Source organism: Streptomyces sp. NPDC002564, assembly GCF_042889645.1.
Taxonomy (GTDB): domain Bacteria; phylum Actinomycetota; class Actinomycetes; order Streptomycetales; family Streptomycetaceae; genus Streptomyces.
Map to the genome: position 1 here is coordinate 1 of NZ_JBIARE010000016.1, position 14468 is coordinate 14468.

Annotated in this window: 13 protein-coding genes and 1 rRNA gene; 10 read left to right on the forward strand and 4 right to left on the reverse strand. The window is 73.0% G+C overall.

Annotated elements, in window-relative coordinates:
* Positions 1–201: 201 nt before the first annotated feature.
* A 5S ribosomal RNA gene (rrf, locus tag ACFYXE_RS35065) occupies positions 202–318 on the forward strand.
* Positions 319–438: 120 nt separating this feature from the next.
* On the opposite strand, the gene ACFYXE_RS35070 is transcribed toward rrf, so the two are convergent.
* The gene (locus ACFYXE_RS35070; protein WP_389319626.1) at positions 439–1716 is read right to left on the reverse strand and encodes a hypothetical protein; all 1278 of its coding nucleotides are present in this window, start codon (positions 1714–1716) and stop codon (positions 439–441) included.
* 15 nt (positions 1717–1731) lie between these two features.
* On the opposite strand from ACFYXE_RS35070, the gene ACFYXE_RS35075 reads away from it, so the two are divergent.
* Positions 1732–2526 carry a tetratricopeptide repeat protein gene (locus ACFYXE_RS35075; RefSeq protein ID WP_361174895.1) on the forward strand — a complete coding sequence of 265 codons (795 nt, stop codon included), beginning with the start codon at positions 1732–1734 and terminating at the stop codon, positions 2524–2526.
* 77 nt (positions 2527–2603) lie between these two features.
* Here ACFYXE_RS35075 and ACFYXE_RS35080 read toward each other — a convergent pair whose 3' ends face one another.
* Positions 2604–3893: a DUF1015 family protein gene (locus ACFYXE_RS35080; protein WP_389319628.1), complete on the reverse strand. Its 1290-nt coding sequence runs from the start codon at positions 3891–3893 to the stop codon at positions 2604–2606.
* Between the two features lie 72 nt (positions 3894–3965).
* Between ACFYXE_RS35080 and ACFYXE_RS35085 the strand changes: the two genes are divergently transcribed.
* The 4 genes from ACFYXE_RS35085 (at position 3966) to ACFYXE_RS35100 (ending at position 8244) form a co-directional block, all read left to right on the forward strand.
* Positions 3966–5018 (forward strand): HAD hydrolase-like protein, encoded by a 1053-nt coding sequence (locus ACFYXE_RS35085; protein WP_389319630.1) that lies wholly within the window; start codon positions 3966–3968, stop codon positions 5016–5018.
* Between the two features lie 289 nt (positions 5019–5307).
* Positions 5308–6351: a FecCD family ABC transporter permease gene (locus ACFYXE_RS35090; RefSeq protein WP_389319632.1), complete on the forward strand. Its 1044-nt coding sequence runs from the start codon at positions 5308–5310 to the stop codon at positions 6349–6351.
* A complete protein-coding gene (locus tag ACFYXE_RS35095; protein WP_389319634.1) occupies positions 6348–7376 on the forward strand; it encodes a FecCD family ABC transporter permease in 1029 nt (342 codons plus the stop codon). The genes ACFYXE_RS35090 and ACFYXE_RS35095 overlap by 4 nt, the downstream gene beginning before the upstream one ends.
* Positions 7377–7455: 79 nt before the next feature.
* Positions 7456–8244: an ABC transporter ATP-binding protein gene (locus ACFYXE_RS35100; RefSeq protein WP_389319636.1), complete on the forward strand. Its 789-nt coding sequence runs from the start codon at positions 7456–7458 to the stop codon at positions 8242–8244.
* Here ACFYXE_RS35100 and ACFYXE_RS35105 read toward each other — a convergent pair.
* Entirely contained in the window at positions 8241–8588 is a 348-nt protein-coding gene (locus ACFYXE_RS35105) for an alkyl sulfatase C-terminal domain-containing protein (protein ID WP_361174868.1), read from the reverse strand. The genes ACFYXE_RS35100 and ACFYXE_RS35105 overlap by 4 nt on opposite strands.
* A 42-nt stretch (positions 8589–8630) precedes the next feature.
* On the opposite strand from ACFYXE_RS35105, the gene ACFYXE_RS35110 reads away from it, so the two are divergent.
* Genes ACFYXE_RS35110 through ACFYXE_RS35120 form a run of 3 tightly spaced genes read left to right on the forward strand, consistent with a single transcriptional unit; the run spans position 8631 to position 10694 of the window.
* Positions 8631–8954: a hypothetical protein gene (locus ACFYXE_RS35110; RefSeq protein ID WP_361174865.1), complete on the forward strand. Its 324-nt coding sequence runs from the start codon at positions 8631–8633 to the stop codon at positions 8952–8954.
* A gap of 7 nt (positions 8955–8961) precedes the next feature.
* The gene (locus tag ACFYXE_RS35115; RefSeq protein ID WP_361174862.1) at positions 8962–9777 is read left to right on the forward strand and encodes a TlyA family RNA methyltransferase; all 816 of its coding nucleotides are present in this window, start codon (positions 8962–8964) and stop codon (positions 9775–9777) included.
* Between the two features lie 11 nt (positions 9778–9788).
* Entirely contained in the window at positions 9789–10694 is a 906-nt protein-coding gene (locus ACFYXE_RS35120) for an NAD kinase (RefSeq protein ID WP_361174859.1), read from the forward strand.
* Positions 10695–10783: 89 nt separating this feature from the next.
* Here the strand turns inward: ACFYXE_RS35120 and ACFYXE_RS35125 are convergent, their stop codons facing one another.
* On the reverse strand, positions 10784–12151 hold the full coding sequence (locus ACFYXE_RS35125) for an FtsX-like permease family protein (protein WP_389319639.1): 1368 nt from the start codon (positions 12149–12151) through the stop codon (positions 10784–10786).
* A 240-nt stretch (positions 12152–12391) separates the two neighbouring features.
* Between ACFYXE_RS35125 and recN the strand changes: the two genes are divergently transcribed.
* A complete protein-coding gene (gene recN / locus ACFYXE_RS35130) occupies positions 12392–14143 on the forward strand; it encodes a DNA repair protein RecN (protein WP_361174854.1) in 1752 nt (583 codons plus the stop codon).
* Positions 14144–14468 lie beyond the last annotated feature (325 nt).

The following is a 14468-nucleotide window of genomic DNA, read 5'->3' on the forward strand; positions in this document are numbered from 1 at the left end:
AGATCTGGAAGCCCGGTAACGGGTGGAGGTGACTGGTACTAATAGGCCGAGGGCTTGTCCTCAGTTGCTCGCGTCCACTGTGTTGGTTCTGAAACAACGAACAGTTGTGTCGGCTGAACAGCGTCACTATTTAATTGAAGAGTGTGCTTGTTCGCTGCCCTGTTTGAGATCCGACGATTTCGTTCGGATATTTCATAGGGTTTCGGTGGTCATAGCGTGAGGGAAACGCCCGGTTACATTCCGAACCCGGAAGCTAAGCCTCAAAGCGCCGATGGTACTGCAGGGGGGACCCTGTGGGAGAGTAGGACGCCGCCGAACAATTTTTGGAGGACCCTTGGTCCCAGCGTCCACGCTGGGACCAAGGGTCCTTTTGTTTTTTGTCGAAGCGCGCCGCTCTGCCGGCTGCGCGAGAATGACTGCGGTACCGAAGACTAGGAGTCACCGATGTCCCCCAACTCTCCCGACGAGCGACCGGAGCGCGACCAGCGCCGCCGGGACGGTGGTGACCGGGGCGGATATCGCGGGGCTCCCCGACGCGACAACGACCGTGGCGACCGCAACGACCGCGGTGACCGTGGCGGCTTCCGCCGCGACGACAACCGCGGTGGCAGCGGCGGTGGCGGCGGCTACCGGGGTCGCGACGACCGTCGGGACGACCGGCGCGAGGGCGACCGGGACCGCGGCGGGCGTCCCCCGTTCCGTCGTGACGACCGGCCCAGCGGCCCGCGTCGTGACGATCGCGGTGGTGACCGTGGCGGGTTCCGTCGTGACGACAACCGTGGTGGCGGCGACCGGCCGGCCTTCCGGCGGGATGACCGTCGTGACGGTGACCGTCCGCCCTTCCGTCGTGACGATCGGCGTGATGACCGTCGTGACGACCGCGGTGGTGACCGTGGCGGGTTCCGCCGCGATGACAACCGTGGTGGCAGCGGTGGTGGCTTCCGTGGGCGTGATGACCGCGGTGGCGACCGTGGCGGGTTCCGCCGCGACGACAACCGCGGTGGCGGCGACCGCCCGGCCTTCCGGCGGGACGACCGTCGTGACGGTGATCGTCCGCCCTTCCGTCGTGACGATCGGCGTGATGACCGGCGTGACGATCGCGGTGGTGACCGTGGCGGCTTCCGCCGTGACGACAACCGTGGTGGCAGCGGTGGCGGCTTCCGTGGGCGTGATGACCGCGGTGGCGACCGTGGCGGGTTCCGTCGTGACGACAACCGCGGTGGCGGCGACCGCCCGGCCTTCCGGCGGGACGACCGTCGTGACGACCGCAGGGACGACCGCCGTGATGACAACCGTGGCGGCGGTGGCTTCCGCCGTGACGGTGACCGGCCCGCCTTCCGTCGTGACGACCGGCGTGACGACCGCGGTGGTGACCGTGGCGGCTTCCGCCGCGACGACAACCGCGGTGGTGGCTACCAGGGACGTGACGACCGGCGCGACGACCGCAGGGACGACCGTCGTGACGGCGACCGCCCGGCCTTCCGGCGGGACGACCGCAGGGACGACCGCCGTGACGGCGACCGTGGCGGCGGCGGGTACCGCGGCCGTGACGACCGGGGCCGGGACGACCGCGGCCGCGGTGGGCCGCGCCGGGACGACCGCGGCGGGCGCCCCGGTGGCTTCCGCGGGCGCGACGACCGCAGGGACGACCGGCGCGACGACCGCGACCGCGAGCCGATCAAGCGGCTGCCGATCCCGGATGACGTCACGGGCCACGAGATCGACAAGGACGTGCAGCAGGAGCTGCAGAGCCTTCCCAAGGGGCTCGCGGAGGACGTCGCCAGGAACTTGGTGATGGTCGCCAAGCTCATCGACGAGGACCCCGAGCAGGCGTACGCGTACTCGCGGATCGCGCTGCGGCTGGCCTCCAGGGTCGCCGCCGTGCGTGAGGCCGCCGGCTTCGCCGCGTACGCGAACCAGAAGTACAGCGAGGCGCTCGCCGAGTTCCGTGCCGCCCGGCGGATGACCGGCAGCGTCGAGCTGTGGCCCGTCATGGCGGACTGCGAGCGCGGTCTCGGCCGGCCCGAGAAGGCCCTGGAGATGGCCGGCGCCCCCGAGGTGCAGAAGCTCGACAAGGCGGGGCAGGTCGAGATGCGCCTCGTCGCCGCCGGGGCCCGGCGCGACATGGACCAGATCGACGCCGCCATCGTCACCCTGCAGAGCTCCGAGCTGGCCTCGAACTCCGTGCAGCCCTGGACCGCGCGGCTGCGCTACGCGTACGCCGACGCGCTGCTGGCGGCCGGGCGCGAGGACGAGGCGCGGGAGTGGTTCGCGAAGGTGATCGAGTCCGACAAGGACGGCAGCACCGACGCCTCGGACCGGCTCGCCGAGCTGGACGGCGTCGAGTTCGTCGACGCCCTGGTCGAGGACGAGGCCGGGGAGAGCGCCGGACCGGCGGAGGCCGCGGACGCCGTTGTGGAGCCGGCCGCCGAGGACGACGCCGACCTCGCCGACGTCTCCGACGCCGAGAAGGACGACGATCTCGACGAGAGCCGTCCCGACGCGGGCGGTCCCGACAAGGACTGATCTCCTGTACGAAAAGGGCGGGTTCCCCAGTTGGGGAACCCGCCCTTTTGTCGTTCAGCGGGGATCGCGCCCCCGGCTCAGACCGCGAGGTCCCGCAGGACCAGGCCGGTGGCCGGCTTCGGGCCGAAGGACGTCGACTTGCGGGGCATCGTGACGCCCTGACGGGCCAGGTCGCGGACCACTTCCTCCCGGACCGGGTGCATCAGGACCGCCGTGCCGCCGTCCCGCTCCGCCTTCTCGACCGTCGCCTCGGTGTCGTGGATGTACGCGATGTGGTCCGGGGTGTCGGGGATCTGCCACACGTGGTCGAGGAGCGTGGCGTGCAGGACCGTCGCGTCGAGGGTGCGCCAGGCCTCCGGGCGGTCCGCCGGGACCGTACGGGCCAGGAGTTCCGCAGCCGGGTGGTCGACGAGGTGGAAGGCGCCGTCACCGGCCAGGATGAACGCGTTGTCCTTCGACGCGGCCTGCGCCAGCGCCTCCAGGGCGTGGTCGAGCGGGCCCTCGACCGTGCGTATGCGGAAGGAGTCGCCGAGGGCCGCGAGGGCGTCGGCGACCGGCAGCCGGTGGAGGTAACGGTGGATGGCGCGTACCCGCAGGGGATAGCGGGCGGTGTCCACGAGGAGGACCAGACCGTAGTCCCAGGCGCTCGGCGAAGGATGCTCGGCGCGCAGGCGCAGATTGGTCGCCCAGCGGTGGTGGCCGTCGGCGATCAGGGCCTGGTGGTGGGCGAGGTCCGTGCGGATCTCGGCGATCTCCGCGGGGTCCGTGACGGCCCACAGCCGGTGGTGGAAGCCGTCCTCCGTGGTCGTCGAGAGGAGCGGCTCGCGCCGCGCGGTACGTTCGATGACGGCCATCGCGCCCTGCGGGGCGTCCTCGCCGTCGTCGTCGCTGCGGTAGGTCAGGAGCAGCGGCTCCAGGTTGGCTGACGTCGCCCGCATGAGGGCCGCGCGGTCCTCGACGACGTGCGGCATGACGCCCTCGTGGGGCAGGACGATCCCGTCCGCCGCCTCCGAAAGGCGCAGCGCGCCGATGACACCGCGCTGCAGGATGTCGCTGTCCTGCTGCTCGTAGACGTACAGACTGGCCTGGTGGTCGGGGGCGAGGATGCCCTCGGCGAGCCAGCTGTGCAGGGTGTCCGCGGCCTGCTGGTTGCGGGCGGCCGGGGTGGTGGCCTGCGGGAGGATCAGCCGGACGATGTTGTGCGGGTCCGCCGACTCCAGGTGCAGCAGGCCGTCCGGCCGGACGACCACGTCGTACGGGGGAGAGGTCACCGCGGCCAGACTGCCGACCCGCTCGGGGACGTAGCGCACGCCCCGGAACGGGATCAGGTCGAGGCCGCCGTCGTCGCTGTGACCCGCTGTGTTCATTAGGGCATCGTATGTGTGTCCGTGGCATAAGCGATGATCGGGGGAGTGGGATCGAGCGAGGAGCGATGCGTAATGAGCCAGACCGCGAGCGGCAGTGCAGGCCGGAGCGTCAGGACGCGGCCGGACGGCAGTGGACGGGCGCTGAGTGAGGTCTACGACACCGCCCTGCTCGACCTGGACGGGGTGGTGTACGCGGGCGGCCGGGCCATCGCGCACGCGGTGGAGTCGCTGGGGACCGCGCGGGAGGGCGGCATGCACCTCGCGTACGTCACGAACAACGCCCTGCGCACGCCGGACGCGGTGGCGGAGCACCTGACGGAGCTGGGGATCGCGACCGAGGGCTCGGACGTCATCACCTCGGCGCAGGCCGCGGCGCGGCTGGTGAGCGAGCAGGTGCCGCAGGGGGCGCGGGTCCTGGTGATCGGCGGCGAGGGGCTGCGGGTCGCGCTGCGCGAGCGGGGGCTCGAACCGGTGGAGTCGGCCGACGACGAGCCGGTGGCGGTCGTGCAGGGGTACGGCGGCCCGGACATGGCGTGGGGGCGCTTCGCCGAGGCCTGCTACGCCATCGCGCGCGGGGTGCCGTGGTTCGCGTCGAACACCGACCTGACGATCCCGAGCGCGCGGGGCATCGCGCCGGGCAACGGCGCGGCCGTGGAGGTCGTCCGGATCGCGACGGGCGCCGAGCCGACGGTGGCGGGCAAGCCGCTGCCGCCGATGCACCGGGAGACGATCCTGCGGACCGGCGCGAAGCGCCCGTTGGTGGTCGGCGACCGGCTGGACACGGACATCGAGGGCGCGTTCAACGGCGAGGTGGACTCGCTGCTCGTGCTGACCGGGGTCACGGACGCCGCGCAGTTGCTGGCCGCGCGGCCCGAGCACCGGCCGACGTATGTGGACGCGGACCTGCGCGGGATGCTCGCCGGGCAGCCTGACGTCACCCCGGTGGACGGCGGGTTCGGCTGCGGCGGGTGGACCGCCGCGGTGCGTGGCGGTGCGCTGGTGCTCGACGGTGACGGTGCCGCGACGGACGGGCTGCGGGCGCTGTGCGCGGCGGCCTGGACGGACGCCGGGGACGGCGTGTGCGAGCTGGACGCGGACAAGGCGCTGTCCCGCCTCGACCTGTGAGGCCGTGACGGGTGGGGCGGTGGGGCGGGGTCAGGCGCTCTCGCCGCTGTCGATGAGCTGGTCCGTGGTCGTCCCCCGGCGCCCATACGGGGCGGTCATTTGATCGGGAGCCTGTTGTGGGCCGAAAATGCTCTTGTGCTTCCGGTCGGGTGGCGCGTCGAGGTCGACGGTGCGGCCCGTGACGCGTACGCCGTGGTCATGCGGGCAGGCGAGAGGCGGCGCGGGGGCACCTGCGCGGAGGCCGCTTCCCCCGTCGAAACCGAGTGCGAGGGTAGGCTAACCTAACCTGGTGTTGGTCGACAGTCCCCCCGATGCCCGCGCGCAAGCAGCCCACGGGCCCCCCAGACGGCGCGTGCTGCGCGGCATGGGGTTGCTCGTCTCGCTGGCCGTCCTGCTGCTCGTCTTCCTGGTGAGCATCGCCGTCGGTGCGAAATCGATGTCCATGGGTCAGGTCTGGCACGGGCTGTTTCAGGACACCGGCTCGTACACGGACGTCGTGGTCGGTGAGCGGCTGGCGCGCAGCCTGCTCGGGGTCCTCGCCGGGGTCGCCCTCGGCCTCTCCGGCGCCGTCCTCCAGGCGCTCACCCGCAATCCGCTGGCCGATCCCGGACTGCTCGGCATCAACCTCGGCGCCTCGTCGGCCGTCGTCACCGCGATCAGCTTCTTCGGCGTCACGTCGCTGAGCGGCTACGTGTGGTTCGCCTTCGTCGGCGCCATGGCCGTCGGCGTCCTGCTGTACATCCTCGGCGGCGCGCGCGGCGCGACCCCCGTACGGCTCGCGCTCGCCGGCACCGCGATCAGCGCGGCGCTCTACGGCTATCTGCAGGCCGTCATGATCATGGACAACGCCGCGCTCAACAAGATGCGCTTCTGGACCGTCGGCTCGCTGGCCTCCGCCAGCATGGACACCATCCAGCAGGTGCTGCCCTTCCTCGCGGTCGGCACGGTCCTCGCCCTCACCCTGGCCCGGCCGCTCAACGCCATGGCCATGGGCGACGACACCGCCCGCGCCCTCGGCGCCCACCTGACACGCACCCGGGCCCTGTCCATGGCCGCGGCGACCCTGCTGTGCGGGGCCGCGACCGCCGCCTGCGGACCCATCGTGTTCGTCGGCCTGATGGTGCCGCACATCGTGCGCTCCTTCACCGGACCCGACCTGCGCTGGATCCTGCCGTACGCGGCCGTCCTCTCGCCCGTCCTGCTGCTCGGCGCGGACGTCGTCGGACGGCTCGTCGCACGGCCCGCCGAACTCCAGGTGGGCATCGTCACCGCCGTCATCGGCGCGCCCGTCTTCGTCTTTCTCGTACGTCGTCGGAAGTTGGCCCAGCTGTGAAGGCGATACGCACCCGGGGCGGCCTCTCCGTCAGGATCGACCCGCGCACGGCCGTGGTCGTCACCGTGCTCGTGCTCGCCGCGATCACCGCGAGCGTCGTCCTCATCGGCACCGGCGACTTCGAGATCCCCGCCGCCGACGTCATCCGCACCCTGCTCGGCAACGGCGACGCCGGGCAGGAGTTCATCGTCAACGACCTGCGGCTGCCCCGTGTCCTGGTCGGCCTCCTGGTCGGCGCGGCTCTCGGGCTCGGCGGCGCGCTCTTCCAGTCCATCGCCCGCAACCCGCTGGGCAGCCCGGACGTGCTCGGCCTCGGCCAGGGCTCGACCGCCGGCGCGCTCATCATGATCGTCGTCTTCCAGGGCAGCGCGGTCCAGGTCGCGGGCGGCGCGCTGGTCGGCGGCCTCGTCACCGGCATCGCCATCTACCTGCTCGCCTGGAAGCGCGGGGTGCACGGCTACCGGCTCGTCCTGGTCGGCATCGGCGTCTCCGCGTTCCTCACCGCCATCAACGGCTACCTGCTCACCAAGGCCGACTTCGTCGACGCCGCCCGCTCCGTGGTCTGGATGACCGGCTCGCTCAACGGCCGCGACTGGGAACAGGTCTGGCCGCTCCTCGTGCTCTGCGCCGTCCTCGTCCCGACCGTCCTCGTCCACGGACGGCCGCTGCGGATGCTGGAGATGGGCGACGACGTCGCCAACGCGCTCGGCATCCGCGTCGAACGCACCCGCTTCGTCCTGCTCATCGCCTCCGTGCTGCTCACCGCGGCCGCGACCGCCGCCGCGGGCCCGGTCAGCTTCGTCGCGCTCACCGCGCCGCAGCTGGCCCGCCGCCTGACCCGCTCGCCGGGACCCAACCTGATGCCCGCGATGTTCATGGGCGCCACGCTCCTGATCGTCGCCGACTGGGCCTCGCAGCGGGCCTTCGGCGCGGACCAGCTGCCCGTCGGGGTCGTCACCGGTGTGCTCGGCGGCGTCTATCTGCTGTGGCTGCTGGTCACCCAGCGCAAGGCGGGACGCATATGAGGCCCGGGACGCGCCGGGCGCGGCGCCCCTCGCGCGCCGCCACGAACTCGTACCACCCCCTCACCAGGAGCGTGCTGCTGTGAACCGGCTCATCGCCGACGACGTCACTCTCGGCTACGACCAGCGCGTCATCGCCGAGAAGCTGTCCGTCGAGATCCCCGACAACTCCTTCACGGTGATCGTGGGACCCAACGCGTGCGGCAAGTCCACGCTGCTGCGCGCCCTGTCCCGGATGCTCAAGCCGTCCGCGGGGCGGGTGCTGCTCGACGGGAACGTCATCCAGTCCCTGCCGGCGAAGAAGGTCGCCAAGACCCTCGGCCTGCTCCCGCAGTCCTCCGTCGCACCCGACGGCATCACGGTCGGCGACCTCGTCGCCCGCGGCCGCTACCCCCACCAGGGCCTGCTGCGGCAGTGGTCGGCGGAGGACGAGCGGATCGTGGACGAGTCCATGGCGTCCACCGGAGTGCGCGAGCTCGCCGAGCGCTACGTCGACGAGCTCTCCGGCGGCCAGCGCCAGCGCGTGTGGATCGCCATGGCGCTCGCCCAGCAGACCCCGCTGCTGCTCCTGGACGAGCCGACGACCTTCCTCGACATCCAGCACCAGCTCGACGTCCTCGACCTGTGCGCCGAGCTCCACGAGGAACAGGGCCGCACGCTGGTCGCCGTCCTGCACGACCTCAACCACGCCGCCCGCTACGCCACCCACCTGATCGCCCTGCGCGACGGCGCGGTGGTCGCCCAGGGCCCGCCCGCCGAGATCGTCACGGCGGAGCTGGTGGAACAGACCTTCGGGATCCAGTGCCGGATCATCGACGACCCGGAGTCGAGGACGCCGCTGGTGATCCCGGCGGCGCGCGCGGGGCGCTAGAGGAGTGACTTCAGGCGCAGCAGGTCCCGGAAACCGGCTTCCAGCTTCACCCGGCCCGAGGCCCAGGCCTTCGCGAAGTTGAGCTCGCCGGCCACCATCGAGACCAGGTCGTCGCCGGCCATCGCCAGGCGGATCTCCGCCTTCTCGCGCGGCGGGCCCGGGTGGCTGTCGAGCACCGTGATCCGGCCGTTCTCCAGCCGACCGGTGAAGGTGACGTCGAGATCGGTGATGCGGCAGCTCAGCGAGCGGTTCAGGGCAGCCGCGCCCCGCACGTCGCCGTCGGCCGACGCGAGATTGTCCGAGAGTCTGTCGAGTGCCGTACGGCACTCCGCCATGGTCGCCATCGTGATCGACCGTACCCCAGGCCTTCGCGGTAGCGTCGTGCCATGAGCGACTCATACGCGGGCCCCGCAGCGCACCAGGGGGAGCCGGTGGAGCCGGAGCCTCAGGCTCCGGACGAGCCGTCGTACGATCCCGCCGCCCCCGCGCCCCTGGGCGTCGAGCGCACGCCCACCGGCAACGCCGACGTGGACGAGCGGCTCGCCCGGCTCGGCGATGCGGACCACCTCGCCACGGACGGACACATCGAGGTGTACGAGGATGTACACCGGGGCCTGCGCGACGCGCTGACCGCGCTCGACGCGCGCCCCGGCCCGCCGGCCCCCACTCCGGTGGGGACGCCTTCATCCTCTTCCGACTACAGGAGCTGAACCGAACGTGGCAGGAGTGGCACGACGCCGCCTCGACGCCGAGCTCGTCCGCAGGAAGCTCGCGCGCTCGCGCGAGCACGCGAGCCAGCTGATCGCCGCAGGCCGGGTCGCGGTCGGCAAGACCGTCGCGACCAAGGCGGCGACGCAGGTGGAGACGGCCGCCGCGATCGTGGTCTCGCAGGACGACGCCGACCCCGACTACGTCTCGCGCGGCGGGCACAAGCTCGCCGGTGCCTTCGCCGCCTTCGTGCCGCAGGGCCTGCGCGTCGAGGGGCGGCGCGCGCTGGACGCGGGCGCGTCCACCGGCGGCTTCACGGACGTGCTGCTGCGCGCGGGCGCCGCGCACGTCGTCGCCGTCGACGTCGGCTACGGCCAGCTCGCGTGGTCGCTGCAGAGCGACGACCGGGTCACCGTGAAGGACCGTACGAACGTACGTGAATTGACGCCGGACGCCCTCGACGGCATCCCCGTCGACCTGGTCGTCGGCGACCTCTCCTTCATCCCGCTCGGCCTGGTGCTGCCCGCCCTGGCGCGGTGCGCGGCGCCCGACGCGGACCTCGTCCTGATGGTCAAGCCGCAGTTCGAGGTCGGCAAGGAACGCCTCGGCAGCGGCGGTGTGGTGCGCAGCGCCGAGCTCCGGGCCGAGACCGTGCGGGACGTGGCACGGCAGGCGTGGGGCCTCGGCCTCGGCGTGCGCGGCGTGACCGCGAGCCCGCTGCCTGGACCGTCCGGAAATGTCGAGTACTTTCTGTGGCTGCGCGCCGGGGCCGATGAGCTGGACCCGGCGGACGTTGACCGTGCTGTGGCGGAGGGGCCCCGTTGACCCAGACCCGAGTGACCCAGACCCGAGCTCGAACCGTCTTCCTGCTCGCGCACACCGGACGGCCCGCGGCCATCCGCAGCGCCGAACTCGTCGTGCAGGGGCTGCTGCGCAGCGGCCTCGGCGTGCGGGTCCTGCAGGCCGAGGCGGCGGACCTGCCGCTGCCCTCCGAGGTCGAGACGGTCAAGGAGGCCACCGCCGAGTGCATCGACGACTGCGAGCTGATCGTCGTCCTCGGCGGTGACGGCACGCTGCTGCGCGGCGCCGAGTTCGCACGGGCCTCCGGAGTGCCGATGCTCGGCGTGAACCTCGGGCGCGTGGGCTTCCTCGCGGAGGCGGAGCGGGACGACCTCGACAAGGTCGTCGACCGGGTGGTCACCAAGGCGTACGAGGTCGAGGAGCGCATGACGATCGACGTCGTCGTGCACCGCAACGGCGACGTCGTGCACCGCGACTGGGCGCTGAACGAGGCCGCCGTGCAGAAGGTGTCGCCCGAGCGGATGCTCGAGGTCGTCCTGGAGATCGACGGGCGGCCCGTCACCGGCTTCGGCTGCGACGGCATCGTGTGCGCCACCCCCACCGGCTCGACGGCGTACGCCTTCTCGGCCGGCGGGCCCGTGGTGTGGCCGGAGGTGGAGGCGCTGCTGATGGTGCCGATCAGCGCGCACGCCCTGTTCGCCAAGCCGCTGGTGACCTCGCCGGACACGGTGCTCGCCGTCGAGGTCCAGCCGCACACGCCGAACGGCGTGCTGTGGTGCGACGGGCGGCGGACCGTGGAGCTGCCCTCGGGGGCGCGGGTCGAGGTGCGCAGGGGCGAGGTGCCGGTGCGGCTCGCGCGGCTGCACCACGCGTCGTTCACGGATCGACTTGTCGCCAAGTTCGCGCTGCCGGTCTCGGGGTGGCGGGGGGCGCCGCACTAAGGCGTTCCGAGGGAGCCCGGGGAGCCGGAGGAGCCGGGTGCGGGATCGGGTGGTGTGCCCGCGCGGGTCGACTTGTCGGCCCGCACGGGTCACGTCGCCGCGATGACGGTGATCGCCCGCCTGCGCAGGACCGCCCGCACGGGGATGCCGGTGGCCAGCAGGGTGAGCAGCAGCGTGCCCGCCACGACACCGGTCGGCACGGGCCACGGCAGATACGGCAGCGCGGAACCGAAGGCCGTGCTCAGGATCGGCGCCAGCGTGCCGAGCGCGATCGCCGTGCCGAGCAGCAGCGCCGTACCGGCCACGACCAGGGCCTCCCAGGCCGCCATCGCCCCGACCTGCGCGCGCCCGCTGCCCACGACCCGCAGCAGCGCGACGTCGCGGCGGCGCTCGAAGGAGATCATGGCCAGGGTGTTCGCCGCCGCGATGGCGGCGAAGCCCGCGTACAGCCCCGTGCCCACGTAGTCGAGCCAGACCTCGCCCCTGCCGCCCGCCGAACCCGTGTGGTGCCGCGCGGACGTGTGCATGCCGATCTTGGTGAGGCCGAACCCCACGACCAGGACGAGGGGGACGACCGCGGCGGAGAAGCGGCGGGGCTGCGAACGGACGTTGAGCATCGCCAGGCGGGCGCTCGGGCCGAACCGGCCGATCAGCGCCGAGACCAGCCAGGCCGCCGGGCCGATGATCCGCGGGCCCAGCAGTCCGGCGCCCGCGCAGAAGAGGATGAGGACGAGGAACGCGCCCTCGGCCGCCTCCTGCGCGGGCTGCCTCGACAGGAGTACGGAGACCACGCAGGCGCCGGCGACCGCGACGACGCCCAGGGGCGCCCGCGGCACGCCCAGGCCGCGGCGGCCCGTCGCCGCCTCGGAGAGGGCCCGCGCCGGGCGCAGCAGCGAGAAGCGCAGGGACGAGAGCAGGGCGGCGAGCGTCGTCGTCAGCGCGGCCACGCCGACGCAGACCGGCAGGGCGAGCCAGCTGAAGCGGAAGGAGGCCTCGGCGGGGAGCAGGCCGTGGTCGACCATGCCGGCGTGCCACCAGCGGGCGCCGAAGCCGCCGAGCACGAAGCCGGCGAGGGCCGCGGGGACCGACGCGGCGAGGGCCTGGACGGCCACCGCGCGGCGGATCTGGCGGGGCCTGGCACCGATGGAACGCAGCATCGCCAGCTCGCGGTGCTGCTGGACGACGGCCGTGCCCATCGTCGAGACGACCACGAAGATCGACATGTAGACCGAGCCGATCAGGAGGACCACGGCCATGTCGCCCACGCCGTTCTCCGCGAGCTGCCTGCGGGCCGGCGCGGAGAGCCCGCCGGGGATGTCGGCGCGGTGCGTGCTCGTCGTCCCGAGCATCATCGTCGACGCGCTCACCACGGTCGCCGCGAAGAGCGCGGCCACCGCCGTGCCCACGAACGCCGGGCGGTGCGCCCGGAGTGCTGCCAGTGCCAGTCCTGTCGCCATGTGGATCATGGTCCTCGGGCGGTGGCGGGGTGTGCCATGCGGTGGGCCGGTGGGTCTTGCGGGGGATATCCCTACCTGGGGTCGGAGTTCGCTGCTCGGGCCGAGGTGGGGGCCGGGGCCGGGGCGGGGCAGGGCGCGGGTCCCCTCGGAGAGTGACAGTCGGGTCTCTGTCCGGTCGCCAACCTGCGTCTTCGCGGGCCGACGCAGGGGTGACGTCGCGGTGCACCGGGGAAACCTCGTATGGTCAGGTGCGTGTTGGAGGAGATGCGGATACGGTCGCTTGGAGTCATCGACGACGCGGTCGTCGAGCTGTCGCCAGGGTTCACCGCCGTGACGGGTGAGACCGGCGCGGGCAAGACGATGGTGGTCACCAGCCTTGGCCTGCTGCTCGGCGGGCGCGCCGATCCCGCCCTGGTGCGGATCGGGGCGAAGTCGGCGGTGGTGGAGGGCCGCATCGCCGTGCCCGCCGGCGCCTCGGCGATCGTGCGCGCGGAGGAGGCGGGGGCCGAACTCGACGACGGGGCGCTGCTCATCAGCCGTACCGTCTCGGCGGAAGGGCGTTCCCGGGCGCACCTCGGCGGGCGCTCCGTCCCGGTGGGCCTGCTGTCCGAACTCGCCGACGACCTCGTCGCGGTGCACGGCCAGACCGACCAGCAGGGCCTGCTCAAGCCGGCCAGGCAGCGCGGTGCCCTCGACCGGTACGCGGGCGACGCGGTCGCCGTGCCGCTCGACAAGTACACGGCCGCCTACCGCCGGCTGCGGGCCGTCACCACCGAGGTCGAGGAGATCACCACCCGGGCGCGCGAGCGGGCCCAGGAAGCGGATCTGCTGCGCTTCGGCCTCGAGGAGATCGGGGGCGTCGAGCCGCGCGCGGGCGAGGACACGGAGCTCGCCGCCGAGGCGGAGCGGCTCGGTCACGCGGAGGCACTCGCCTCCGCCGCGACGTCCGCGCACGCCGGGCTCGCCGGGAACCCCGAGGACCCCGAGGGCATCGACGCCACGGCGCTCGTCGCGGGTGCCTCGCGGGCCCTGGAGGCCGTACGGTCCCACGACCCCGTCCTGGCCGCCCTCGCGGACCGGCTCGGTGAGATCGGGATCCTGCTGGGCGACGTGGCGGGGGAACTCGCCGGGTACGCCGACGACCTGGACGCCGATCCGCTGCGGCTCGCCGCGGTCGAGGAGCGGCGGGCCGCGCTGACCCAGCTCACCCGGAAGTACGGCGAGGACATCGACGCCGTGCTCGCCTGGGCCGAGGAGGGCGCGGCACGCCTGACCGAACTCGAGGGCGACGACGACCGGCTGGGCGAACTGACCGCCGAGCGGGACGCGCTGCGCGCGGAACTCGCGGGGCTCGCGCAGGCGCTGACCGACGCGCGGCAGGAGGCGGCCTCGCGGTTCGCGGCGGCCGTCACCGAGGAGCTGGCCTCGCTGGCGATGCCGCACGCGCGCGTGTCGATCGCCATCAGCTGTACGGAGGTTCCGGAGGGGGCCGACGGGGTGGAGGTCGGGGGCCGCACGGTCGCGTACGGGCCCTCGGGCGTCGACGAGGTCGAGCTGCTCCTCGCCCCGCATCCGGGGGCGCCCGCCCGGCCCATCGCCAAGGGGGCCTCCGGCGGTGAGCTGTCGCGGGTGATGCTCGCGGTCGAGGTCGTCTTCGCGGGGACCGACCCGGTGCCGACGTATCTCTTCGACGAGGTCGACGCGGGCGTCGGCGGCAAGGCGGCGGTCGAGATCGGGCGGCGGCTTGCGCGGCTCGCCAAGTCGGCGCAGGTCGTGGTCGTCACGCACCTTCCGCAGGTGGCGGCGTTCGCGGACCGTCAGCTGCTGGTCGAGAAGACGAACGACGGGATGGTGACGCGGTCCGGGGTGCAGGTGCTGGAGGGGGAGGACCGGGTGCGGGAGCTGTCGCGGATGCTGGCGGGGCAGGAGGATTCGGAGACGGCTCGGGCGCATGCGGAGGAGTTGTTGGCGGCGGCTCGGTCCAACGGGTAGCTGGCCCCTGGGCCTTGGGCGGGTCTTGTGCCTTGGCCTCCGGCTTGGGTGGGTCTTGTGCCTTGGCCTCCGGCTTGGGTGGGTGTCTGCGCCCCGGGTCTCGTCGTGGGGCGGGGCCGCGGGGGTATGTGCGTACTCGCTATCCCTGCGCCCCGCTGCACGAACAAAGGCGCCATTGTTTGCTCGGTGCTCCGTGCGCACATACCCCCACGTCCCCTCCGGCCGGTTCGGCGGGTGCGGGGCGGTGGGGCGTCCGTCGTGGGTGCGGGGCGGTGGGGGTGGTCTGTGAGTCCCCCCCCGGGCGGGGCGCGGGTGGGGGGGGTGT

Excerpts from the sequence above, each read along its gene's own strand:
- ACFYXE_RS35085 (WP_389319630.1), top strand. The coding sequence starts at position 3,966 with ATGAGCCAGACCGCGAGCGGCAGTGCAGGCCGGAGCGTCAGGACGCGG.
- ACFYXE_RS35110 (WP_361174865.1), top strand. The coding sequence starts at position 8,631 with ATGAGCGACTCATACGCGGGCCCCGCAGCGCACCAGGGGGAGCCGGTG.
- ACFYXE_RS35125 (WP_389319639.1), bottom strand. The coding sequence starts at position 12,151 with ATGGCGACAGGACTGGCACTGGCAGCACTCCGGGCGCACCGCCCGGCG.
- ACFYXE_RS35105 (WP_361174868.1), bottom strand. The coding sequence starts at position 8,588 with ATGGCGACCATGGCGGAGTGCCGTACGGCACTCGACAGACTCTCGGAC.
- recN (WP_361174854.1), top strand. The coding sequence starts at position 12,392 with ATGGTCAGGTGCGTGTTGGAGGAGATGCGGATACGGTCGCTTGGAGTC.
- ACFYXE_RS35080 (WP_389319628.1), bottom strand. The coding sequence starts at position 3,893 with ATGAACACAGCGGGTCACAGCGACGACGGCGGCCTCGACCTGATCCCG.